The following is a 25013-nucleotide window of genomic DNA, read 5'->3' on the forward strand; positions in this document are numbered from 1 at the left end:
ACCTGATTAGTTTAGTATTTTTACATTAGTGGGAGTTGCCCCAATATCTAATGACAGTGGTAGGTATAGTGGGTATAGGTATACAACTCATGGGCAAATTTTGTAAGACCTATGTTGTTTGTAGCTGCTATGGCCACTATAAACTCTAACTCTGAACTGAAAGTATTTTATGAGAATCTGATCAATATAGGAAAAAAGAAAATAGTTGCACTGGTAACGTTAATGCGGAAGATCATTGTGATTGCAAACGCTAAGTTACGTGATTTAACTAGCTCCGCAGAAGCAATAAAAATTTAAACCAAATTTATTTAAATTTTTATTGCTAACATAATTGATCCATTCCTGGTCATTTTTTGGATTGCTTCGTCAACCTTACTGTCTCCTCGCAATGACTCTTGGTGACCGGATTTTTTATTCATCATAAAAAATAGTAAAAAAGATGTAGGGTACTATTATGTAATCGTTGAAATACCACATGTTTCATTACTTGAACCAGCTACTATATTTATAATTTCAGGAGCTTTAAACAATATTATAACCCCAGTTATAATAACTAGTGCCACTTCCCATTTTAATTGTCCTCTGAGAGTTTGAATTCCTAGAACAACTATACCAATAACTGCTATACCACGAGCCGTATTTCCACGAAATACTTTAATCATATTGCACAACACATTACCTACTGGATCAGCAGTAGCTGCAGCAGCAAAAACATCTGATGCTGCAATAATCAGAGCAACACTGCAAAGAACAAACAGCAAACGCAAGACAAAGTTATTATCAGACTGTTCAGAATAGGGTCTATAAATATTCATGTTTTACCTCATTAACGAATTATTAGACATGCAGCTGATTCTATATGGTAGTTTTTTACAATTCAAGGATTAATATAATAATAGTTGCAATCTAGTTGAATAATTGCCGGAGAATACAGGCTTGCGTGGTGTTTTAGTCACAATTTTTACAAGTTAGTTAATTCTAAAATTTATTTCCCAAGAACATATATAAAAGTGAATAAAAATAACCATACTACATCGACAAAATGCCAGTACCAAGCGGCAAATTCAAAACCTAAATGACCATTGCCTTTAACAAAATCACCTCTTCGTGCTCTATAATAACAAACAGTTAAGAATATAGTGCCAATTATTACATGAGTACCATGAAAACCGGTTGCTAAATAAAAATTAGAAGAATAGATACCGTCTTTAAATTTAAAAGTTGCATGATGATATTCGTAAGCTTGCATTAAACTAAAAAATATCCCCAATATTATGGTCAAACCAAGAGCTGTTACACAATCTTTCTGATTATTTTCCTCAACAGCATAATGTGCCCATGTTACTGTTGTACCAGATAATAAAAGAATCAATGTATTAATAAAAGGGATGTCAAAAGGATCAAATGTTTGAATAGATGCAGGAGGCCATATACCAGGCTTTACTACCCATACACCATCTAGCAATCCTACAGGAAAAAGACTTGCGTTAAAAAAGGATCCAAAAAATGCTGCAAAAAACATTATCTCTGACAAGATAAATAATGCCATACCTATCCTTAAGCCAATTCTTACTGGCTCAGTATGATGTTTTCCAATTAATCCCTCTTTAATTACATCTCTCCACCAGGAAGATAAACAAAAAATCACCGAAAAAATACCGACCCCAAAAACATATGTTCCAAATCGATATTGATGCATAAACATTATGCTACCAATAGCTAAAAGCAATAAGGCAAATGCAGTCAGAATGGGCCAAGGGCTGGGATCGACAAGATGGAATGGATGCTGTTTTCCTGGTACAGAAACAAAACTATTATTTTTAATAGACCCATGTAACATAAATTAAAGACTCATAAACAATTTATTGCTTGGTATATTCTATGCTATCTTCTATAAATATCAAGATATAGTCTTCAAAATAATCTTATTTTACTTGTTATAACTAACCCGATTAGCATTTATCTATAGTAAACTAACATCTATTTCTGGCGTCATTGCGAGCAAACATACGTGAGCGTGGCAATCCATGAAGCTTGTTTATGGATTGCCGCATCCGCCGCAAAGCGGCTCCTCGCAATCTGATGTATCCCCACGAAATTCTTGCTACATGAAACCTAGATGTCAAGCAGTTTACGAACTATTTGACACGTGGAAAGTATAATCAAAACGCTATGTATTTTAAAAAATTTCTAATTTTGAGAATTTATTGCATTTTTTGACCTGATTAAATGTTCTTCAAACCTTGTGAAGTCTAGGGTTTACTAAAATCAATTAATTGGCAACTCGCATTATTTTGCAACAATTTCGTGGGGATACATCAGCTCGCAATGACACTTAGAGAACAGCTTTATAGACAACCCCAATTAATACACCGTATCAACATAATAATGTGCCATCTCTGACCCCCTTCCATCACAAGCTACTTCTTCATTATGGTATTCTTGAACACAGCTAATAGCATCATTAATAATATTATCTTCATGTTCAAACATTGAACTAAAAAATTTAAGAAATTTATTCTGAAAATGACTAAGTTCAGATATATTGATATTTTTAAAATTGCCATCAGCAATTAAAGGCAGGTGAGCAGACAAAGCTACAAGCTGTGCGTCATTTAATCCTTTTAAGAATACTTGCAGAACATCATATTCTTTGGGTGATAATTTCATTAAGCCTTCTTTTAAAGACTCAGCTTGCTTCTCACTTAAGTTTATCGCTAATTTTGCTTCAAATTCTTCTGATATTACGTGAGTATTAACAGTATCCTTATCTTGTCCTTTTTTGTCAATATTATCGTTCTCTTTATCCTCGCTAAGAACACTAGACTCCTCAACACTTTGTGCCTCATGAAGCTTTAAGCTTTCCTCTCTAGCTTGAACATTCTTAACCAATGTTGCACATAGCTTTTCAATCAATTCTTTATTATCTTCGACATATTTCTTACCAACTTCTTTTAATTTAGCTATATTAGATGGACTAACATTATCTAACTTCGTACATCCTTTTGGCAGATTAAGTACAATTTCTATAAATTGTCCATCTTCCGATAGGTCTCGCCTAACTTCATCCGTAGCATCCTTTTCATTAGCTCTCAGAATTTTATTCACCAGGTTTCCCTTAGTTACCCAACCTATCGAACCATCAAGTTTTTTTGATGGTATCTCTCTTGGTATATCCGGTGGTTCAAAATTAAGAGCACAAATTGTCGTGTTTTTTAGCATTTCTCTTTGTTGCTCAATATTTAATCCTTCTTTAAGCTTTTTTAGGATTGATGCAGCCGGACGATTAGCCCCTAACCCTCCATCAACAAAAGCAGTACCATTATCTTCGTCAATAACAGGTTTAAAATAGGTAGGAGCAGCTGCACTACAACGAGCTGCCCATTTTGCAAGAATACCTTTGTCAGCAGGGTTATCACTATCCCAAAACTTATTAGGATTATCTTCTTTACCACTTACGTCAAAAGCAGAAATAAAAGCACGAGTTACACTATCTCCCAAAGTAGTATCACCTGCATATTCTTCTAGTGCTGCTTTAAGAGGTTTTTGACTATATTGATGCTTAAATATTTTAAGAAACCCTCCTCCAAACTTTGGTGGAAAAATTTCAGCTGCTTTATTTTCAAACATCTCTAAAACTTTTTCTGCTGAAAAAAGCGGTTCTGTTGAGCCTGGTTCTTTAGGGCGTGTCAATGCAACTGTAATTATTGCACCGACACTAGTACCAGCAATACCGTCAAATAATTTAGATATAGGCATGCATGTAATTTTTTCGATTTTTGCAAGCACCATCAACTGAGAGACTCCTTTGATCCCGCCTCCTGAGAGCGAGAGAAACATCTTTTGTAATGTTGGCATGATAACAACCTCATAAAATTTAAGTTTAATAATAAATATTATATAGCTTATTACAGCATAGTAACTATCTTGTTTAAGAAAATCAAGCAATAGATGAAATAAGTTGCTAATTATTAGATAAAAATTAATTATATAGTAACAATTATGTTACTGCGAAACTAAGGGTTGACAAAACTGCAATAATATGGTAAATAAGGTTATGATATAATTGGTTGTGTAGATTTTTTTAAAGATACTTACCACAAGAAAATAAAATTATTTTACGCTTTATAAGTTGGTTAAGTTGTCTATAATCCGATTTAATTAAATTTATTGATAAGATATAGATGAGTAAACCTAAGTCCGTTTTTTTATCAGCAATTTCAGGAAATATACTAGAATATTACGATTTCACAGTATACTCAGTATTCTCACTAACGATTGGTCGTACGTTTTTTTCTGAAAGTTCAGAATTTATGCAAATAATGTTAAGTCTCTGTGTATTTGCAGTAGGGTTTGTTACTAGACCAATAGGCGGCATATTTTTTGGTTATATTGCAGATAAATATGGTAGGCGGATATCCTTGATTATTTCTATGCTTGGTATGACTATACCAACATTCACTATGGGGTTAATCCCTTCTTATTCTAGTATAGGAATTTGTGCACCTATAATATTGATTATAATGCGTCTCTTACAAGGTTTGTGTATTAGTGGCGAAGGTGCTGGAGCGGCTATTTTTATTCTAGAGCATCATCAAAATTTACGCCCAGGTTTTACAGCTGGTTTAGTAAATGGTTCAAACATTGCTGGTACATTAATTGCTATTCTTGTAGGAATTATTATTGAGCAATATTTTCATCATCTTGACTTTGCCTGGCGTTTCGCGTTTTTATTAGGTGGAGTTCTGGGGTTGGTTGGCTTTTATTTACGCCTTCGTGTATCAGAGACTCCCATTTTTAAAATGTTAGCTGAACAGAAAAAAACTTTAAAAGCTCCTTTTATCAACGTAGTAAGGACAGCTTGGAAGGCAATGTTTTTAACATTTTGTATTGGGGCAGTTGCTAGTAGTATCACATATTTAATAAAAACTTATACCAATGTGTATTACCGCGATGTTATGCATTTTGATAATACAACTGCCCTTATTTATTTATTATATGCCAACTTTATAGCAATGATATCTATGCCATTATTTGGTGGATTAACTGATATTATGGGAAAATTTAAGGTGCTAGTTTTAGTAAGTATAGCGGGCTTAATACTAATTTTACCTACTCTATTATCTATGTCATTACCGTCCATATGGCAACAAATTTTTGCTCTAACTATCTTGGGTATTCTTGGTGGGTCAATAGCTGGAACAGCCTATAGTGTCATTATAGTGTTATTTTCTCCTGAACAAAAATTTTCTGGGGTAGCTTTTAGTTACAATTTGGGTATTGCCATGTTTGGTGGCACTTCTAGTGTTATTTCGCGTTGGCTTGTTGAAGAAACAGGTTTGTTTTATGCTCCTGCTTTTTATATTATAACTATTTATAGTATATTTTTAGTTATCATTTATTTTATGAGAAATGAAATAAGACGATTAATTAAGGCTAATAACTACAAGAGAGAAATAAATTGAGAAATTATTTTTACTTAAAGTATTAGTGGAAGAAAATTTTGGGGTATAATGTAAATAAATTGGAAAAATTATGACAACTGATAAAGAAAAAACGATAACATGGTTTAGTGATTTACGCGATCAAGTATGTAGCAAATTAGAAGAAATTGAGCTTGAATATAGTAAGGCGAAAGGTTTAGAACCAGCAAAATTCATACGAACACCCTGGGATAGAAAAAGCGGTGGTGGTGGAGTAATGTCTATAATGCGTGGCAACTTATTTGAGAAAGTTGGGGTAAATATTTCTACAGTTTTTGGAGAATTATCTTCAGAATTTAGTAAAAATATACCAGGTACAGAAAATAGTAGGAAATTTTTTGCTACTGGTATTTCTATCGTCGCTCACCTTACTTCTCCATTAGTACCAGCAGTGCATTTCAACACCCGCTATATCGAAACTGCTAATCGTTGGTTTGGCGGTGGTGGCGACCTAACACCATTTTATCCTGATAAGAATGAGACAGCAAAATTTCATACTGCTTTTAAACAAGCTTGTAATAAACATGATCCAAATTATTATCATAAATTTACAAAACAATGTGATGAATATTTTTACTTAAAACATCGGAATGAACCAAGGGGAGTAGGAGGTATATTTTATGATTATTTAAATACCGGAGATTTTAACAATGATTTTTCTTTTACTAAAGATGTAGGACAAGCATTTTTAACAATATATCCTGAAATTGTTAGAACAAAAATGTTTCTACCTTGGAGCAAGGAACAAAAAGATTATCAATTAGTACGTCGAGGCAGATATGTTGAGTTTAACTTATTATATGATCGTGGTACATTATTTGGCTTAATGACAGACGGTAATGTTGAAGCAATATTAATGTCTCTGCCTCCAGAGGTACGCTGGTAGCCTATAATTTTTCAGAGGAAAGCATTGTTAAAAAAGATAAGATATACGTGAGCATTCACAGTTTTTTTGCTGTTTTTTATGATGAATAAAAAATCTATTTGCCAAGTGTCATTGCGAGGAGTCGCTTTGTGACGACGCGGCAATCCAAAAAATGGTCAGGAATAGATTACTTCGACTACTACGTAGTCTCGCAATGACGTCTTGTACTTTTTTCCGTGAATGCTCACAGATATGCTTAATATATGACAATGCAGGACATCACATAATTTGAAAAATACAGGTTTTTCAGTATATATACTAAGTTCTGTTGACAAAATATTTTTCCAAGGATCATTTACTCATGACTAAACTTACCACTGAAGAAATTAGAAATAAATTTATAAGTTATTTTGTTGCCAATAATCATTTACACATTCCAGCTAGTTCTCTTATTCCTCATAATGATCCTAGTTTAATGTTTGTTAATTCTGGGATGGTACAATTTAAAAACGTTTTTACCGGTCAGGAAAATAGAAATTATCAAAGAGCGGTTACTAGTCAGAAATCACTACGGGCTGGTGGTAAGCATAATGATCTTGAGAATGTTGGTTATACTGCAAGACATCATACATTCTTTGAAATGTTGGGCAATTTTTCTTTTGGTGATTATTTTAAGGAAGAAGCAATATATCATGCTTGGAATCTTTTAACCAAGGAATTTGCTATAGCTAAAGAAAAACTATATGTAACGGTTTATTATACTGATGAAGAAGCAGCTACATATTGGAAAAAAATTGCTAATTTAAGCGATGAGCGAATTATTAAAATAAAAACCACTGATAATTTTTGGTCAATGGGAGATACTGGACCTTGTGGACCATGTTCAGAAATTTTTTATGATCATGGAGAGCAGATACAAGGCGGGTTGCCAGGAACGCAAGAGCAAGATGGTGATCGCTTCATTGAGATTTGGAATATGGTCTTTATGCAATTTGAACAAGTCGATAGTGATACTAGGATTGAATTGCCTAAAAAATCCATTGATACTGGTATGGGGTTGGAGCGTATTAGTGCTGTGATGCAAAATGTCTATAATAATTATGACACAGATTTATTTAAGGAAATAATCGCCTATACCGAGAATATAGTAAAAGTTAAGGTAGAAGGAGAGGCTAAGTTTTCTTACCGGGTTATTGCAGATCATTTACGAGCTTGTGCTTTTTTAATTAGTGATGGCATCATGCCCTCAAATGAAGGTAGAGGATATGTACTTAGGCGTATTATGCGTCGAAGTATGAGGCATGCCCATATACTTGGTAGTAGTGAACCTTTAATGTATAGACTGCTTCCTAAATTAGTAGAGATTATGGGAACAACTTATCCCGAACTGAGAAGGGCTGAGGATTTTGCCAGTAATATCCTGGAACAAGAGGAAATAAGATTTAAAGCAACTCTTGAAAGAGGTCTTAAATTACTTGATGATGAAACAAACCATCTTAGTAAAAATTCAGAGCTTTCAGGAGAAATAGTTTTTAAATTATATGATACATACGGCTTTCCTGTCGATTTAACTGAAGATATATTAAAATCTAAACAAATCTCCATTGATCTTGATGGCTTTAATAATAAGATGCAAGAGCAAAAAGACAGGGCAAGAAAATCTTGGTTAGGTTCGAATGAATCTAAAACAGATAAGATGTGGTTTGATATTAAAGCAGAATTTGGTAGTACCGAATTTTTGGGTTATTATTTGAATGAGGCGGAAGGTAAGATATTAGCTCTTATTAAAGATAATAAATTAGTTGATACTATAGAAACTAATGAGGAGAGATTTATTTTAATTAGTAATCAAACTCCTTTTTATGGGGAATCTGGTGGACAGATGGGGGATATAGGTTATATCAAATCTAGCAACAGTAAAATTAGAGTAGTAGATACGGTAAAATATCTTGGTTCAATAATTGCTCATATATGTATTTGGCAGGAAGGAACCACCATTAAGGTTGGAGATAGTGCCGATTTTGCTATTGATGTCAAATATCGTAATAATTTAAGAATTCATCATTCGGCAACTCATATATTACATGCAGTATTACATCAAGTACTTGGTAAACACGTAACGCAGAAAGGATCGCTGGTAGCATATGATCGTTTACGTTTTGATATTAGTCATATGGCGGCATTAACCCAAAAAGAAATTATCTTGATAGAAGATAAAGTAAATCAGATTATTACTGATAATTCAAAAGTTACCACAACATTAATGTCAACAGACGATGCTATTAAAGCAGGGGCTATGGCTTTATTTGGTGAAAAATATGATTCTGAAGTACGGGTGGTAGCGATGAATTCGCTTGAACTAAATTCACTTGAGTTATGTGGTGGTACACATGTTACTAGAACTGGTGATATTGGGATGTTTAAAATTACCAGTGAAAATGCTATTGCAGCTGGCGTTCGGAGGATAGAAGCGGTTTGCGGTGAATTTGTCTTAAAACTAATTAGGCAGAATGATGCGATGATTGAAAATATATCTGCCGCTTTAAAAATAGGTAAGAATGAACTTATTGATAAGGTTAATAGTCTAATTGCTAGTAAGAAACAATTAGAAGATCAGTTAGTATCTCTGCAGGTCTCGATGCTTGATTTGAATATTGAACAGATTGCCAAAGAATCAGTCAGTGTTTCCGATATAAAGTTTGTTTACAAGCTAGTACATAATATAGATAGTAAAATATTACGCTTATCTGCTGAACGAATAGTTGATAAGTCTGATAATCTTGTAGTTATATACATAGCTATGCCGGAAAAATCTAAAGAGGTTAGTGGTAGCACAGGGCATAATACTTGCAAATTATCAATTACAGTTGCTGTTAGTAAAAAAATCAGTAATAAGGTTCATGCTGGTAATTTGGCTAAAGAAATATCTATATTCCTTGGCGGTAGTGGCGGTGGTGGTCAAGCGAATATAGCTCAGGCAGGTGGTACAGATGTAAGTAAACTAGGAAAGTTACCAGATATGATAAAGGGGGTGTTATCAGAACTTTAACGGATTATAGTCAATTCAGGAGAAGTTGATGCTAGGAGCGATGGAGCGACGCCTATAAGTAATAGGCGAGTGACGAGTGACGACGTCACCAACTTCTCATCAATTGACTATAGATATATGGTATTTCTGACACAGATACTAAAGAGTTTAAAATGTAATATTAGAATAATTTTATGCTTTTAAGTAGTGATATGATAGTATATAATGCAGGCAATGGGTGTTTGACAATTTTTTGTTAGGCAAATGTAAATCAGTAGCTTATTTAATAATTTAAGGAGTTTGTTATGATACTAAAAAAAACCACAATAGCTTTTTTAGCACTATTTATGCTTTCTGGGTGTGGTGCAAAGAAAAAACCGATAGATACGGGTATAACTAATGAAGTTGAGGAAAGTTCTCTAGCTTCTGATTTTGAAAGACGTGCTGGTGACAGGGTGTTTTTTGCTCTTAATAAATCAGATATTTCACCTCAAGCAAAAGAACAGCTAAGTAAACAAGCTAATTGGTTAAAAAGCCATCCTAAAGTGACAGCCACTATTGAAGGGCATTGTGATGAGAGAGGGACAAGAGAGTATAACTTGGCACTTGGTGAAAGAAGAGCAGAGGCTGTTCGAAAATACTTGGCTAATAATCTAGGAGTTGAGGAGAGCAGACTTGATACTATCTCTTATGGTAAAGAGAGACCAGCTGTTCCTGGTGATAATGAAGCAGCTTGGGCACAGAACCGTAGGGCTGTAACTTCTATAAAATAAGGTATGTTAAATGATTTAAAGAATTGGAACTAAACAAGAACCAGTTCTTTAGAGCAGAAAAATATATAAAAGGGTCAGCATATTTATTGTTGACCCTTTTTCTATTATCTTAATATAATCTTTCAATAAATCTCTTTTATGTGATTAATAAGGGGTGATAGATTTTTAGGACGTACAAAATTCCCTTTGCTGCTATCAAATTACACCTTTGTTAACAGTATAGTCAATTGATGAGAAGTTGGGGACGTTGTCACTCGTCGCTCGCCTATTACTTATAGGCGTCACTCCATCGTTCCTAGCCCCAAATTCTCCTGAATTGACTATAATTATCTTTTATCTAAGATTTAAAAAAAATAAAAAATATTATCTTTATGAACATTAAAGTTAAAAGATTAGAACATTCTGTAGACATTTTGCCTGGTTATGCTACCCAGCAGAGTAGTGGTATGGATCTAATAGCAGCAAATATTGAGCCAATAACTATAAAATCACAAGAAGTAAAGTTAGTACCCACAGGAATTTGCATAGCTTTACCTACTCATTTAGAAGCTCAAATCAGACCAAGGTCAGGTTTAGCACTAAAACATGGCATTACTGTACTAAATTCACCTGGTACAATTGATGCCGACTATCGTGGTGAGATAAAGGTAGTTTTAATTAATCATGCTAAGGAAGATTTTGTAATTGAACGTGGTATGAAAATTGCTCAGATGGTTATCGCTAGATATGAACAGATATTATGGGATGAGGTGGATTTGTTAGATGAGACACCTAGAGGTTCTGGTGGATTTGGTTCGACTGGAAAATTTTAAGTTATACTAGTACTACATTTGTAGATTGAATGTGAGTGTTCACGGAAAAAAGGTTAAAGTATAAGATGTCATTGCGAGGAGGTTGCCAGACCGACGAAGCAATCCAGGAAAGTGATTAGAAATGGATTGCTTCGTTGACCTTACGGTCTCCTCGCAATGACGCTTGGTGATCAGGTTTTTTTATTCATCACAAAAAAATCGTGAATGCTCACATTCAATCTACAACTGTAGTACTAGGCTCTGTGAACGCTCACCTAATCTTTTTGTCATGTAAGATTATTGTCATGTATTTTTTGGACTAGAGATAATCCGCTAAATATACATATATAAACTGCTAATGAATATATACATTTAAATAATACTTCTTGGTAAAATATCGATAAAACTCTACTTGTAGAGAATATATTTATAAAAAATCCTAACATCACAACACCATCTACAATGGCACACACTATCAAACTAATAAAATTCCTAGTATTAAAAGAATATGCTGATGATGACTTGAGATGTAAAAATACACTTGTACTACAATATGTTGACAGCAATACAGAAACAAAAGCTGCAAACACAACTCCCTTAATAGCATAACCATTAATATAATAATCTAAATTCCATAACAAACCAAAGCTTACTATCGTACTCAACACTACAGCAATCATAGCTTTTTTCTTGCCATATAGCTCGGATATAATATTGACAGTTAACGTTAAAAAGACAAATACTAAAGAACATTGAGCTATTTTATTAAAGAAATTTAATAAATAAGTAAATATACAAAGTAACGTCACTAATGGCATGTAAAATTTATTATTAATATGGTGCATATTCCTTTCCTCTTTTTTTGGTCTAATCTTAGATAACCTGAATTATAATAACAAGTTATTCTAAAATCTGTTATATTTATAAGTATAACAGATTTTTATGATCCATTAATAGCTGTTTTCATTATTTTTGCGATATTGCTTATTTTTTTCATGTATAGACCTACCCGATAATCCAAGAAAAAAAAATAATATATAACAGCAAAAGAATTGAATGTAGCCATGTATCCGACTTATAGTTAATAAATTACTTTAAATTTACCATATAGCCCTGATGGAATTCATTGGCTTACAAACTATATTACTTATCATTCCCTCGGCTTCTAAACGAACCCATGAAAAAATCAGTTTTTTTGTAAGTCAAGGTTCGTCTTATTTACCATCATTTTAGAATGTTATTGGCACTAATATATGATTTAAGTTGATAAATTTACTATTGCCATTACAATGCTTATAACTCTAGCATTTGAGCCTTCCAATATCTCTCTAGAAACCTGGATGTTATATATTTAGACAATATATTAGTTTTTTTCGATTTAAAATATATAGTAGTATGAATAAATTTATCCTTTACAACAATGGGGAATATGTCCTAGAACACGAAGCTAAGGTTTCTTTTTTAGATAGAGGTTTTCAATTTTCAGATGGTGTGTATGAGGTTATATCAATACACCTAGCTCATCCAGTAAAATTATCAGAACATTTAGAAAGGATTAACCGATCTTTCTCTATTATCAGGATGGTACCACCATTTTCAAGTGATGAAGCGTATAAAGATATCATACGTGATTTAATGAGTAAGAATAATATACAAGAAAAGGAAATAGAAGAAGGATATATTTATATACAAGTAACACGAGGAGTAGCACCAAGAAGCAGACCTTTTCCGAAAGAAGCCAAACCTACGACTATCATTAGTGTAAAACCATATGATTTTCCAATCCGCTATAATCCTGTTAATGATAGTTATGAAGGTTATGTTAATGGAGTTAAAGCAATAACAGTACCTGATGAACGTTGGAAGCGTAGTGACTTAAAATCCTTAGCGTTATTACCAACTGTTTTAGCAAGTCAAAAAGCATCAGAAAATGATGCTTTTGAAGCTATAATGGTAAAGGATAATGGAGAAATAAGTGAAGGAACAGTCTCAAATGTTTGGATAGTTGATTCTAATGGAGTACTGAGAACTCATTATGAAGGGTTTAGTATCTTACCTGGTATAGTGAGGAAAACTATAAAAGAATTTGCTTATAAGCAACGTTTAAATTTCGAAGAAAAACCTTTTTCAGTACAAGAAGCTTTAAATGCAAAAGAAATATTCTTAACTGGTACTAGAACTAAAATATTACCAGTAACTCAACTTAATGATAACTTAATTGCAGATGGTAAACCTGGAATTATTACGATGAACTTTCTTAAAACTTATTGGGAATTTGTATATTCTGGTATTTGGTTTGATTGGTAAGTGTCCAGTAAAGGAGGTCTACCAAAAGAAATTATTCTAAGAAGCTGCCTACGATAACTAATTAATTATATTTTGAGCTATTTTTTGACGAGAATAAATATGATTTTTGAAGGAATAACGTACCTATTGCAAGAAAATCATGTTTATACTCAAATGATTTGAAGAATTGGGACGTAAAACTGCGGGGAATTCGCACACTCAAATGTACACTCCGCTCGCTCACCCCTTGTTTTATGCTCCAATTATCCAAATCATTTGAGTATATCCGCAGCTAAAAAGAGCTAAATATAGAATTATACTTTAGTTATTGCAAAGTTCCCTAGGTTCCATGAACATATAGCTAACCCGATTAGCTATATGTTCGTCTATTAGCAAGCAACAGCAAAACAATCTAAACCCAATCATTTTCTTGGATTATTTCGTTGCTACTAAAGTAGCTCCTCGCAATAACGAAGTACCGCCAATCTAGATAGCTTTAAAAATTTGTATTGCAAGCTTGGCAGTGACTTACTCTCCCATGCCTCAGGGCATAGTACCATCAGCGCTACAAGGTTTCACGTTCGAGTTCGGTATGGGATCGGGTGTTTCACTTGTGCTATAACCACCAAGCTAGCAATACAAATTTTTTACATCATAAGTCAACAAATATCTTTTACAACTCTACTTCTGCTGGTAATTTGGACAATGATGCGGTACCTGAATCCTCACATACATTATAGTACGCTGCGATTCTGAGTCCGCGTCTCCTTCAAATCCTTGCACATAAGCGAGTTTTCAAGAGGTATAGTTGGTAATTTGTTGATAAAACTGAAAACTTGGTATGTTTTTTACAGAATTAATGCTGCACACAAAGTACAACCTCAGCAAAGTAAATCAATCGAGCTATTAGTACCAGTTAGCTACACACGTTACCGTGCTTCCACACCTGGCCTATCAACGTGGTGGTCTTCCACGGCTCTGATAGGGAAGTCTAGTTTTGAGGTAGGTTTCCTGCTTAGATGCATTCAGCGGTTATCCTTTCCGTACTTAGCTACCCAGCTATGCCGCTGGCGCGACAACTGGTCCACCAGAGGTACGTCCACCTCGGTCCTCTCGTACTAAAGGCAGATCCTCTCAAACTTCCTACACCCACGGCAGATAGGGACCAAACTGTCTCACGACGTTCTAAACCCAGCTCACGTACCACTTTAATCGGCGAACAGCCGAACCCTTGGGACCTTCTCCAGCCCCAGGATGTGATGAGCCGACATCGAGGTGCCAAACGATTTCGTCGCTATGGACGCTTGGAAATCATCAGCCTGTTATCCCCGGAGTACCTTTTATTCGTTGAGCGATGGCCCTTCCACTCGGGACCACCGGATCACTATGACCGACTTTCGTCTCTGCTCGTCTTGTCAGACTCGCAGTCAGGCTAGCTTATGCCATTGCACTCTAATAGTTGATTTCCGACCAACCTGAGCTAACCATCGCGCGCCTCCGTTACTCTTTGGGAGGCGACCGCCCCAGTCAAACTACCCACCATGCATTGTCTCGGATCCTGATTCAAGGATCGCGGTTAGATATCAAGAATCAAAAGGGTGGTATCTCAAGGGTGACTCCACAGTGGCTTGCGCCACCGCTTCATAGTCTCCCACCTATCCTGCACATCTAATTCCTAATACCAGTGCAAAGCTATAGTAAAGGTTCACGGGGTCTTTCCGTCTAACCGCGGGAACTCCGCATCTTCACGGAGAATTCAATTTCGCTGAGTCGATACTGGAGACAGCGGGGAAATCGTTACGCCATTCGTGCGGGTCGGAACTTACCCGACAAGGAATTTCGCTACCTTAGGACCGTCATAGTTACGGCCGCCGTTCACTGGGACTTCAATTCAGAGCTTGCACCCCTCCTCTTAATCTTCCAGCACTGGGCAGGCGTCAGACCCTATACTTCGTCTATTGACTTTGCAGAGCCCTGTGTTTTTAATAAACAGTCGCTACCCCCTAGTTTGTGCCACCTATAAATGGTTGCCCATTCACAGGTCATCCTTCTCCCGAAGTTACAGATGCAATTTGCCTAGTTCCTTCAGCATCGTTCTCTCAAGCGCCTAGGTATACTCTACCTGTCCACCTGTGTCGGTTTGGGGTACGGTCTTTAACGAGGGTGTTATTTCCTGGAAGATATTCACCGCACACGCAATCCAATAAGCGTATACAATTTACTATCTCCGTCACATCCCTCAGGTTCAGGAATATTAACCTGATTCCCATCGATTACGCCTTTCAGCCTCACCTTAGGAGCCGACTAAGCCTGCGCAGATTAACTTTACGCAGGAACCCTTGGACTTTCGGCGAGAATGTTTCTCACATTCTTTATCGCTACTTATGTCAGCATTCTCACTTCCGATACCTCCAGCAAACTTCACAGTTCACCTTCACAGGCTTACGGAACGCTCCGCTACCATCTGCACTATTAAAGTGCAAATCCGCATCTTCGGTACATGACTTGAGCCCCGTTACATTGTTGGCGCAGGAAAACTTATTTAGACTAGTGAGCTATTACGCTTTCTTTAAATGATGGCTGCTTCTAAGCCAACATCCTAGTTGTTTTGGTTTTCCCACATCCTTTAACACTTAGTCATGATTTAGGGACCTTAGATGGCGGTCTGGGCTTTTTCCCTCTCGACTATGGACCTTAGCACCCACAGTCTGTCTGCTATGCTGTACTCGTCGACATTCGGAGTTTGGTTGAGTTTGGTAAGTCTGTAGGACCCCCTAGCTCATCCAGTGCTCTACCTTCGACGGTAATCGCTATAACGCTCTACCTAAATAGATTTCGCGGAGAACCAGCTATATCCGAGTTTGATTAGCCTTTCACCCCTAGCCACAGCTCATCCCCTACTTTTTCAACAGTAGTGGGTTCGGTCCTTCAGCGGATATTACTCCACCTTCAACCTGGCCATGGCTAGATCACTCGGTTTCGGGTCTAATTCATCTAACTAAAATCGCCCTATTCAGACTCGCTTTCGCTACGCCTACACCTAACGGCTTAAGCTTGCTAGATAAACTAAGTCGCTGACCCATTATACAAAAGGTACGCCGTCACAGAACATAAATGTCTGCTCCGACTGCTTGTAAGCATTCGGTTTCAGGTCTATTTCACTCCCCTTGTCGGGGTTCTTTTCACCTTTCCCTCACGGTACTTGTTCACTATCGGTCACTAGAGAGTACTTAGGCTTAGAGGGTGGTCCCCCTATGTTCAAACAGGATTTCACGTGTCCCGCCTTACTCAAGGACTCCAAAACTTTTTACCTATAAGGGGCTATCACCCTCTATGGCCAACCTTTCCATGTTGTTCTAGTTTTTATTCTGAAGCCACTGGCCTGGTCCGCGTTCGCTCGTCACTACTAACGGAGTCTCGGTTGATGTCCTTTCCTCCAGCTACTAAGATATTTCAATTCGCTGGGTTTGCTTCGCATAGCTATGTATTCACTATACGATACCTGCTAAGCAGATGGGTTTCCCCATTCGGAAATCTTCGGATCAAAGCTTATTCGCAGCTCCCCGAAGCTTATCGCAGCGTATTACGTCCTTCATCGCCTTCTAGTGCCAAGGCATCCACCAAATGCTCTTATTTTATTTACTTTAATTTTTTCAAACTTGAGATTGTACGATGTGTACAGAACTAATTCTGCACCATTACAGTATCCACTCGCGATCATAGAATTTTTATTAATCGCAGTGTGTATTTAGTTTTCAGCTTTATCAACTTGTCAAACAGCTACAGGATTTATTTACCCTGTGTGAAGTTTTATACCGATTATTCAAAACAATGTCAAACATTATTTTATAAATAATTCCGGAGGCAGGCTAAAGTTACAACTAATAACAAAAAATACTCCATTATAAAAACGAATAATTGACATTGCCAGGAGACTGCCTACGATAATTAATTATATTTTGTGCCGTCCCTGCTCAATTTAATGTCATACCTACTTCGGTGCGGTATCCAGATTCCCGCCTACGCATAAGCATCAGCAGAAGTAGAATTTTGCAAGAGGTCTATTTTAGTCTCTCGATTTGCTTTTTAGATAAGCCTGTTAATTCAATGATCTCATTAATAGTATTATGTTTAAGTAGCATAGTTTTTGCTATAACTTTCATTGCTTCGGCTCTACCCTCGGCTCTACCTTTAGCCTCTCCGATTTTGATACCATCTTGTAGCCCAATCTCTATCCCTTCTTCTTTCCATACTTGAGCTATACTAGGCATAAGTTCTTCTCCTTTTTCTTTAGTTAAACTATTTTTTAATATTTTTTCTAACTCTATTTTATCATTTTGCTCAATAAAGATCAAAGTATACTGTAATAGATTTCTTATATGGTCATAGCCTATTGTTATTTTACTCAATTTAGGCAAGAGATAAGAGATTTCTTGCCATCTTTTCAGTAATTGACGTTCGTGGATGTGCTTGAGGAAAAATAACAAAATCCCAGACCATACTTTTTCCTTAAGTTCTTCATCAGGAATATCATGTACATTAATAAGCTGACAATCATTTGTCCAAAAGCCTCTGGCTAAATAAATTCCATATATTGAGCGATGCGTTATATTTCTTCTTGCCATTATAAAGTATTAAGGGATAAATTAATGGAAGGCTTTTATAGTCAATTGATGAGAAGTTGGGGACGTCGTCACTCGTCGCTCGCCTATTACTTATAGGCGTCGCTCCATCGTTCCTAGGGTATGTCGTCACGAGATTGTGATTGCATAATTTTATGTGATTTGTTATTATAATTGTAGTAATAAAAATAGGCGATAAGAAGCAATGAGTTTAGCACATAGAAGACATGATATAAGCGATGAGCTTTGGAATAAGATAGAAAGTAATTTACCTGGTCAGAAAGGTTGTTGGGGAGGTATTGCAAGAGACAATAGAACTTTTATAAATGCAGTGATGTGGATATTTAGAACGGGAGCTCCATGGAGAGATTTGCCTCCTGATTATGGCAATTGGAAGAATGTACACAGAAGATTCTGTAGATGGCGTGATAATGGGATATGGGAGAATTTGCTAAATATTTTTATAAATGCTCCTGATTTTGAATGGTTAATGATAGATTCTACATTTGTAAAAACTCACAAAGCAGGACTTGGAGCGAAAGGCGGGAATCAAACGGTTAGTCGCACAAAAGGGGGCTCAATACAAAGGTACATATGGCCGTGGATGCGTATGGTATGCCGGTCAGAATTATTGTTACAGAAGGTTCCAGAAATGATTGTACTCAAGCTTGTGAGTTAATCCAGAATATGGAGGCACAACATCTTATGGCTGATAAAGCTTACGATACAAACGCCATAATAGAATCGGCTGTGAATGCAAACATAATTCCTGTAATACCATCAAAAAGAAACAGGAAGATTCAAAGAGAGATAGATAAATATCTATATAAGCTAAGGCACATTATTGAAAATACATTTCAAAAATTTAAAGAATGGCGTGGTATAGCAACAAGATATGCTAAAAATACAAAATCATACATGGCGGGTCTTTGTTTAAGGGCTTTACTAATGTGGGCTCAAATCTCGTGACGACACACCCTAGCCCCAAATTCTCCTGAATTGACTATAGCTTTAGGATTAGTAGTTAAATATAGATCACAAATGTTAATCATATATTTAAATAACCTAAATGCCATCATTTTATCAACAGTACTTTGATGTTCCAATAACAAAAAAATATAGCCATCCTGATCATTAAACTTAACAGAAAATAATACATCTGAAATAGTTTCAGAAAGGTCTGGCTCAATAAAACTATCTTTTTCTAATTTTACAGTTGTGCTATCGATTAAAGCCAGTACATCTTTAGGCAAATGAGTTGCCAAAAACTCTTTAGCAACTATTGGATTCTCCATAGATTTGCGAAAGATTTCGTCATGTTTTGGCTTGTCTGAAGTCATAATAAAATTTACTTATATATTCACCTTACCCACATCTATTAGCGAGAACACATAGTGGTCGTGGCAATCCAAAAAAAAAAAAAAAATGATTATAACTGCTTTCCTTACTTTGCTAGAGTTCCACTATGCTCTCTTTTACTTCGCTCTATCAATATTGCTTGACCAAGCTTAGATGCTGGTACTGGTGAGGCAATTTCTATTTTTTTTACAGTGGCTTTAGTTAAATCTGCATTTTCTAACAAAGGATTTGCTTTATCCTCTTCTTTTATATCACCAACAACTTTTATCTTATCTAAATTCATTGTTTTTTCTGGATGCTTTTTGTTATATTCCTGAATTGCTGGCAGAAGTGTAATTAAAGTACTGCCATCAATGGTAGCCCCTTCAAAGTCTATATGTTCTTTAAAAATAGCTTTCTTAAAAGAACATCCTTTAAGTACCGCACCTTTAATCGAACATTTGCCTAATGTTACCTTATTAAAGTTAAATCCTTCAACTTCGAAATTATCTAGGTTCATATCAATGGTCTCAAAAGACAATCCTCTTAAATCTTTATTACTTAAGGAATAATCCAGTATCGGTGAGTATTCATTAGATAGACGAGCTTCTTGACTATACTGATAAGCCCGCTCTTGAAAAATTTTAGACAAATCTCTTTTGTCATTTGGTTTAAGATTAAGCAAAATATCTACCATCATCTTGCTCATTTCTTCACCAATTACTTTTCTACGTGTTGAATTAGACACAAAATGCTTTTGAAAATTATGATTCAAAATACTAGCTACAGCTCCTACAGCTAAAGTTAGAACTTTTTTATCAAATAATAAGCCCATCAATGGACGAACCATTGCCCCATATTCTTTTTTACTATATGCAGTAGTTATTGCTCCTAGATCTTTAGAATGATCCCCTAATACCTTAACAACTGCTTCACCTTTCAGTTTTAGTTTTTTACCCATCTTGGTTTCATTAAGAAATTTCTCAACCACAGGACCGAGATCTTTAGCATGTTTTATTAAAAGATCGGGGATTTCCTTCTGTAAAACCTTTTTGACATCAGGATTATCTTTATTAAATTTAATAAGAGAATCGACTAATTTACTAACCTTTTCTGATTGTTCAGATTCAGGTGCGTTCATAGTATCTTTAGTTTGCTCAATGATTAGCCTTAAACCGTCTCTGTCTTTTAAACAATTTTCAGTAAGCTCTGTTACTATCGGCAATACATCAACAATAAACGGAATAGTTGCGGCTGTTGCATCATATACAAACTTAGGGTTCAAACCATAAAATCGTAAATTTTGTTGAACTTCTGGTTTATCCAAAAACTCTAGAATATTTCCTTTATTTTTAACAAAATATTGCGGTAGAGTATTTTTTAAGTCATAAGATAGACTTTGAACAACCTTATCAATATTATCCACAATAGACGATACCATAAATTTTTGTGTTAGTATTATTTCTTCTTTTCTGTCAGAAGATAAATTTCCACCACCAATCAACAGCTCTAAAGCAAGGTCTTGATGCTTCATATATGACTCATAGATTCCAACCACTTTAGGAGTATGATCTAATATTGTGCTACTTGCATTAATTGCCAGTGATATAGTATCGTCCAAAAACTCTTTGGACACGAATCTAGTAAATTTATCGTCTAAAATGTACCTAGCAATTTGGGTAATTTCTTTTTGATTAACTGGGTTGCGTAAAAACTCAACTAAGTCTTTCTTGACCACTGCTACCACTTGAGGACTAACAAATATTTCCAAAGCGTTTTTTATGATATTACGTCCTGATTTTTTATCAGGAATTATAAGATTCTTACAAATTTCTTGTACTTTTTTGTTTGATTCTCCTTCTAACACCCCACTTACTAAATTTACTGATAACGGTACTATTCTTCTAATAAAATCTTTATCTACTTCATCAAGTATATTAGTACCAACTTTCTTCTTGCCAACAACAGGATTTAATACAGCTTTTAAAACTGGCAATACAGCATATTTGGCTATAATGTCTTTCAAAAGATTAGATTGTTCTTCATTCAAACTAGCAACATGTCTATCAAGTACTGTACCAGCACCCTTGATCAAATGAGATGCATACTCCACTTGTTCTGTTTGTAATTTTTGTCTTGTTTCAACTAGCAACTCACCACTTGATAAATTTGAACTCACTTCTTGAAATTTAAGGAAATTTGCATACATATCATTTACATCAGGCATACTCTTAACAGTTGAAGGTAATACATTAATAGCATCAAGAAAAAATGCACCAGCCTCTTTTAACAGACCTACAGCAATATTCGGTGAATTATCTTTTTTCCGTTGCAATTCTACCTGCTCAAGTATTATTTGCTGTTCTTGGAGCTTCTGCGGGGTGATTTCTTGACCATTTTGAATAAATTTGCCTTGTAAATCACGCAAATCGCTACCAATAATATTAGTATCAACATCGATTATCGCTTTAGCCATGTTAGCCTCAGCTAATTTTGCTGCCCGTAAATTAACTCCTTCTAACCTAACCTTTTCGGCTTGAACTTTTTCCAATATTGCTTTTTGTAGGTTTGATCTTGTGAGATCAGCATTGGTAAAATTTACCTCAGTAAAATCGGCTTGCTGAGCTTCCACACATCTTATTATACTATTTGAAAAATCAGCCTTCTTGGCATAAACTTCTTTTAGTGTACTATAACTTAAATTAATTCCGTGAAGTTTGGCTCCTTCGAAAACAGCTTTGGTTAAATTAGCACATTTCATGTTAACATCTTCTAAAATCGTATTCCTAAAATTTGCATTTTGGGCATCCACCATGTTCATATTAGCTCGAATAAAATTCACCCCTTCAGCATTAATCTTTGTTAAAATAGCTTTTTCTAAATTCGCCTCATCCAATTTGACAAAACTATCTAACTCAGCTTCTGATAAATTTATACCTTTTCCTTCTATACCGTTTAGTATAGTATTTTGAAATTGTGCTTTATGTGCCTTAGCTTTACTCATTAAAGCATTCGATAAATCACTATCTATAACTTTACACTCCATTAAAATAGCCTGCTCTAATATTGCATGCTGCATTTGTACTTTTCGTAAATCTGCTGAGATTAAAGAAATACCCTCTAAATTTGCATGATTAAATGTTGAATTAGTAAATTTTGCACGATCCCAATTACCATTTTTTATATTCGCATAATCAAAATTAGAGTCGCTTATCAAAACTTCCTGACCATTAGAACCAGACATAAAAGCATGAACAAACTGGCTCTTATCAGTAACTGTTGATTTACTTAGATTACTGTTAAAGAAATTTGCGTTATCTGCTTTAACTCCAACAAAATTAGCCGCTACCAGCTCCGCACCTTCAAAGCTTGCTTCACTAACATCAGTACCATTAAACGCACATCCGGATAAAACGGATCCTGAGAAAACAGCCCCTCGTAAATCCGCCCCTGAAAAATCTAAGCCAGATAAATCGACCCTATCATGCCATTCATTATTAGTAGAAGTATCAACTCTACTTGAACAATCTGCAATAATTCTTGCTCCCTCCTTTATCTGCGATTGCTCTAATTTGCTTTTAGCAAAATCATTTAAACTTAAATCTTTATCATCCTTTCTCGCCTCTAAATATTTCTCTATATCCTCTCGAGCTAGACGTACATATTGAGTTTCTTGATCCCGCTGTTCTTTAGTTGACCCTCGTACATAAGCTGGATCAAAAATACAGCTCTCACTGCCAAAAATATTTTGAAAAGTTTTATGCATTACATTATCTTTTCTAGGAAATATTTTTTGCTCAACCATTAGCTTCAACTCTTCTACCAATCTGTCATATTGCTGATTACCAGTTTCACGCTTTAGTACTATCTTTGCTTGTTGCATATAACTTAAATTTGCATATGCATCAGCTACTTCTTTTGTCTTACTATTTATAAGTTCCTTCTGCTCTTTTTGGCGAACTAAATCACTTTTTATATCAGCATATTTTCTGCCTAAAGAAGAGGTCGTACTGAATTTTATTCCTTCAATATCATGTTCCTTACCCATTTGAGAATATCCCTTATAATCTTCAGAGAACTGACAATTAGCAAGATCAGCTCCTCTAAAATCTACATTTCTTAGAACAGTATTTTCGAAATAAGCCTGATTAAAATCAACATCGCAAAATACCGCATCCTCTAAATTACATCCTCTAAAAGTAGTATTTTTAAATATACAACCAGTAAAATCTCCTCCACTTAGATCGGTTATAGTATCAGTTATATTATCAGATACACCAAAAATCATATTAGACAAATCCGCTGCTACCACTACATTCTTATCAGGAAAATATATGTTCTTTAAATATTGGTTAAGACTCAAACTTCCCTTAGGGTCGTCTACCAAAGCTGCATGCTGAGCTGCAATATATTTCCCTATATCCTCAATAGTAGGACGATATTTCTTAATTTTAACAGCAAGATCATCAAAAACAGATTTTTCTTTTACCATAACTTCTACTCCTAATTACTTTTGTGCTTATCATACTATAACTTAGAGATTTAATAACAAACGATCTGGATTCTCAATTAATTCCTTGATTTTCACAAGAAAAGTAACAGCTTCCTTACCATCAATAATACGATGATCATAAGATAAAGCTACATACATCATCGGACGTATTTCTATTTTGCCATTAATCGCTACTGGTCTTTCTTCGGTCTTATGAAGACCTAAAATACCTGATTGAGGAGGATTAATAATAGGGGTTGATAATAATGAGCCATAAACACCACCATTGGAAATAGTAAATGTTCCTCCTGATAAATCAGACATCGATAACTTTCCTTCTCTAGCCTTTTTACCCAGACCGGTAATTTCTTTCTCAATACCAGCAAAACTCAATTTGTCAGCCTGCCTGACTATTGGTACTACTAACCCCTGCTCTGTTCCTACTGCCACACCAATATCGTAATAATTCTTATACAGAATCTCATCCCCTTCTATTTCAGCATTTACCGAAGCTACTACTTTCAGAGCTTCAATAGTAGCTTTTACAAAGAATGACATGAACCCCAGCTTAACACCATGCTTCTTCTCAAACTCTTCACGATACTGCATACGCAAATTAATAACTTTCAACATATCAATTTCATTAAAAGTTGTTAAAATAGCTGCGGTATTTTGCGATTGTTTCAAACGATCTGCAATAGTCTTACGAAGCCGTGACATTCTAACGCGTTCTACCGCCCCTGCATTTGCTAATGCAATATTGCTCACAATAGGTGATTCAGTTGCCTGTATAGATGAAGCTGTTGTTGGACTATTTATAAATTCTAATACATCTCCCTTAGTTACCCTACCCTCTCTACCAGTGCCTTTTATGTCATCTAATGACAGTTTGTTTTCACTCACTAATCTTCGTACAGAAGGTGGGGAAGCAATGCTGTTTATATTTGCAGGTTGTTGTTGCACCTCTTTACCTGACGTGCTAGGTAAAGCTACAGCAGAAACTGCTCCTTCGGTAATTTGCCCAACGCTATCACCGACAGATACCGTATCTCCCTCATTCTTAAATATTTTGCTTATTACCCCAGATGAAACTGCATTTACTTCCAACGTAACTTTTTCTGTTTCAAGCTCTAAAAGTAGTTCATCCACTTTAACCACATCTCCTTGTTTTTTATGCCACTTGGCAATAGTAGCCTCTGATACTGACTCTCCAAGGGATGGAACTGTAATTTCAATAGTCATATTATTTTATTCTCCAATTATATTCTATATTATACTATATATTATCTTCCCCACTAATAACAAAAATTGTTTTAGCACTCAAATGATTTTAAA

The 25013-nt window shown here is 35.3% G+C and carries 17 protein-coding genes and 2 rRNA genes; 8 read left to right on the forward strand and 11 right to left on the reverse strand.

Annotated features, from left to right (window positions below; genetic code table 11):
• The first annotated feature begins 111 nt into the window (after positions 1 to 111).
• The gene (locus tag ACFELW_RS06250) at positions 112 to 297 is read left to right on the forward strand and encodes a hypothetical protein (RefSeq protein WP_341759415.1); all 186 of its coding nucleotides are present in this window, start codon (positions 112 to 114) and stop codon (positions 295 to 297) included.
• Positions 298 to 452: 155 nt separating this feature from the next.
• Here ACFELW_RS06250 and ACFELW_RS06255 read toward each other — a convergent pair whose 3' ends face one another.
• From ACFELW_RS06255 to ACFELW_RS06265, 3 genes are all read right to left on the reverse strand, one after another.
• A complete protein-coding gene (locus ACFELW_RS06255; protein ID WP_375329976.1) occupies positions 453 to 815 on the reverse strand; it encodes a TrbC/VirB2 family protein in 363 nt (120 codons plus the stop codon).
• A gap of 170 nt (positions 816 to 985) precedes the next feature.
• Positions 986 to 1840 (reverse strand): cytochrome c oxidase subunit 3, encoded by an 855-nt coding sequence (locus tag ACFELW_RS06260; RefSeq protein ID WP_341759417.1) that lies wholly within the window; start codon positions 1838 to 1840, stop codon positions 986 to 988.
• A gap of 524 nt (positions 1841 to 2364) precedes the next feature.
• Positions 2365 to 3948, reverse strand: coding sequence for a patatin-like phospholipase family protein (locus ACFELW_RS06265; protein WP_375329977.1), 1584 nt, complete (start codon positions 3946 to 3948; stop codon positions 2365 to 2367).
• A 236-nt stretch (positions 3949 to 4184) separates the two neighbouring features.
• Between ACFELW_RS06265 and ACFELW_RS06270 the strand changes: the two genes are divergently transcribed.
• The 5 genes from ACFELW_RS06270 (at position 4185) to dut (ending at position 10961) form a co-directional block, all read left to right on the forward strand.
• Complete coding sequence (locus ACFELW_RS06270) at positions 4185 to 5465, forward strand: MFS transporter (protein WP_375329978.1); 1281 nt, start codon at positions 4185 to 4187, stop codon at positions 5463 to 5465.
• A 70-nt stretch (positions 5466 to 5535) separates the two neighbouring features.
• Complete coding sequence (gene hemF, locus ACFELW_RS06275; RefSeq protein WP_375329979.1) at positions 5536 to 6369, forward strand: oxygen-dependent coproporphyrinogen oxidase; 834 nt, start codon at positions 5536 to 5538, stop codon at positions 6367 to 6369.
• A 340-nt stretch (positions 6370 to 6709) separates the two neighbouring features.
• Positions 6710 to 9397 (forward strand): alanine--tRNA ligase, encoded by a 2688-nt coding sequence (gene alaS, locus ACFELW_RS06280; protein ID WP_375329980.1) that lies wholly within the window; start codon positions 6710 to 6712, stop codon positions 9395 to 9397.
• Positions 9398 to 9684: 287 nt separating this feature from the next.
• Positions 9685 to 10149, forward strand: coding sequence for a peptidoglycan-associated lipoprotein Pal (gene pal / locus ACFELW_RS06290; RefSeq protein WP_375330533.1), 465 nt, complete (start codon positions 9685 to 9687; stop codon positions 10147 to 10149).
• A gap of 371 nt (positions 10150 to 10520) precedes the next feature.
• On the forward strand, positions 10521 to 10961 hold the full coding sequence (gene dut, locus ACFELW_RS06300) for a dUTP diphosphatase (RefSeq protein ID WP_341759421.1): 441 nt from the start codon (positions 10521 to 10523) through the stop codon (positions 10959 to 10961).
• A 266-nt stretch (positions 10962 to 11227) separates the two neighbouring features.
• Here dut and ACFELW_RS06305 read toward each other — a convergent pair whose 3' ends face one another.
• Positions 11228 to 11785 (reverse strand): VUT family protein, encoded by a 558-nt coding sequence (locus ACFELW_RS06305; protein ID WP_375329981.1) that lies wholly within the window; start codon positions 11783 to 11785, stop codon positions 11228 to 11230.
• Positions 11786 to 12335: 550 nt separating this feature from the next.
• Between ACFELW_RS06305 and ACFELW_RS06310 the strand changes: the two genes are divergently transcribed.
• Positions 12336 to 13247, forward strand: coding sequence for an aminotransferase class IV (locus tag ACFELW_RS06310; protein ID WP_375329982.1), 912 nt, complete (start codon positions 12336 to 12338; stop codon positions 13245 to 13247).
• A 494-nt stretch (positions 13248 to 13741) separates the two neighbouring features.
• Here the strand turns inward: ACFELW_RS06310 and rrf are convergent.
• The 4 genes from rrf to ACFELW_RS06330 form a co-directional block, all read right to left on the reverse strand.
• Positions 13742 to 13856 (reverse strand): 5S ribosomal RNA (rrf, locus tag ACFELW_RS06315).
• 255 nt (positions 13857 to 14111) lie between these two features.
• A 23S ribosomal RNA gene (locus ACFELW_RS06320) occupies positions 14112 to 16871 on the reverse strand.
• 416 nt (positions 16872 to 17287) lie between these two features.
• A complete protein-coding gene (locus ACFELW_RS06325) occupies positions 17288 to 17851 on the reverse strand; it encodes a hypothetical protein (protein WP_375329983.1) in 564 nt (187 codons plus the stop codon).
• Positions 17781 to 17981 (reverse strand): palindromic element RPE2 domain-containing protein, encoded by a 201-nt coding sequence (locus ACFELW_RS06330; RefSeq protein ID WP_375329984.1) that lies wholly within the window; start codon positions 17979 to 17981, stop codon positions 17781 to 17783. The genes ACFELW_RS06325 and ACFELW_RS06330 overlap by 71 nt, the downstream gene beginning before the upstream one ends.
• 72 nt (positions 17982 to 18053) lie before the next feature.
• On the opposite strand from ACFELW_RS06330, the gene ACFELW_RS06335 reads away from it, so the two are divergent.
• A protein-coding gene (locus ACFELW_RS06335) for an IS5 family transposase (RefSeq protein ID WP_375329687.1) occupies positions 18054 to 18817 on the forward strand; the annotation gives its coding sequence in 2 pieces (ribosomal slippage) (positions 18054 to 18411 and positions 18411 to 18817; 765 coding nt in all).
• Here ACFELW_RS06335 and ACFELW_RS06340 read toward each other — a convergent pair.
• The 3 genes from ACFELW_RS06340 to odhB all read right to left on the reverse strand — a co-directional run bounded on the left by ACFELW_RS06340 (position 18805) and on the right by odhB (position 24920).
• Entirely contained in the window at positions 18805 to 19188 is a 384-nt protein-coding gene (locus ACFELW_RS06340; RefSeq protein WP_375329985.1) for an Rpn family recombination-promoting nuclease/putative transposase, read from the reverse strand. The two genes, ACFELW_RS06335 and ACFELW_RS06340, sit on opposite strands and share 13 nt — an antisense overlap.
• A gap of 104 nt (positions 19189 to 19292) precedes the next feature.
• Positions 19293 to 23678 carry a pentapeptide repeat-containing protein gene (locus ACFELW_RS06345; RefSeq protein ID WP_375329986.1) on the reverse strand — a complete coding sequence of 1462 codons (4386 nt, stop codon included), beginning with the start codon at positions 23676 to 23678 and terminating at the stop codon, positions 19293 to 19295.
• Between the two features lie 42 nt (positions 23679 to 23720).
• Positions 23721 to 24920, reverse strand: a complete 1200-nt coding sequence (gene odhB / locus ACFELW_RS06350; protein ID WP_375329987.1) for a 2-oxoglutarate dehydrogenase complex dihydrolipoyllysine-residue succinyltransferase — start codon at positions 24918 to 24920, stop codon at positions 23721 to 23723.
• Positions 24921 to 25013 lie beyond the last annotated feature (93 nt).

The sequence above is a fragment of the Candidatus Tisiphia endosymbiont of Nemotelus uliginosus genome (assembly GCF_964264755.1).
GTDB lineage: Bacteria > Pseudomonadota > Alphaproteobacteria > Rickettsiales > Rickettsiaceae > Tisiphia.

Excerpts from the sequence above, each read along its gene's own strand:
- ACFELW_RS06250 (WP_341759415.1), top strand. The coding sequence starts at position 112 with ATGTTGTTTGTAGCTGCTATGGCCACTATAAACTCTAACTCTGAACTG.
- ACFELW_RS06255 (WP_375329976.1), bottom strand. The coding sequence starts at position 815 with ATGAATATTTATAGACCCTATTCTGAACAGTCTGATAATAACTTTGTC.
- ACFELW_RS06260 (WP_341759417.1), bottom strand. The coding sequence starts at position 1,840 with ATGTTACATGGGTCTATTAAAAATAATAGTTTTGTTTCTGTACCAGGA.
- ACFELW_RS06270 (WP_375329978.1), top strand. The coding sequence starts at position 4,185 with ATGAGTAAACCTAAGTCCGTTTTTTTATCAGCAATTTCAGGAAATATA.
- hemF (WP_375329979.1), top strand. The coding sequence starts at position 5,536 with ATGACAACTGATAAAGAAAAAACGATAACATGGTTTAGTGATTTACGC.
- alaS (WP_375329980.1), top strand. The coding sequence starts at position 6,710 with ATGACTAAACTTACCACTGAAGAAATTAGAAATAAATTTATAAGTTAT.
- dut (WP_341759421.1), top strand. The coding sequence starts at position 10,521 with ATGAACATTAAAGTTAAAAGATTAGAACATTCTGTAGACATTTTGCCT.
- ACFELW_RS06305 (WP_375329981.1), bottom strand. The coding sequence starts at position 11,785 with ATGCACCATATTAATAATAAATTTTACATGCCATTAGTGACGTTACTT.
- ACFELW_RS06310 (WP_375329982.1), top strand. The coding sequence starts at position 12,336 with ATGAATAAATTTATCCTTTACAACAATGGGGAATATGTCCTAGAACAC.
- ACFELW_RS06325 (WP_375329983.1), bottom strand. The coding sequence starts at position 17,851 with ATGGCAAGAAGAAATATAACGCATCGCTCAATATATGGAATTTATTTA.
- ACFELW_RS06340 (WP_375329985.1), bottom strand. The coding sequence starts at position 19,188 with ATGACTTCAGACAAGCCAAAACATGACGAAATCTTTCGCAAATCTATG.
- ACFELW_RS06345 (WP_375329986.1), bottom strand. The coding sequence starts at position 23,678 with ATGGTAAAAGAAAAATCTGTTTTTGATGATCTTGCTGTTAAAATTAAG.
- odhB (WP_375329987.1), bottom strand. The coding sequence starts at position 24,920 with ATGACTATTGAAATTACAGTTCCATCCCTTGGAGAGTCAGTATCAGAG.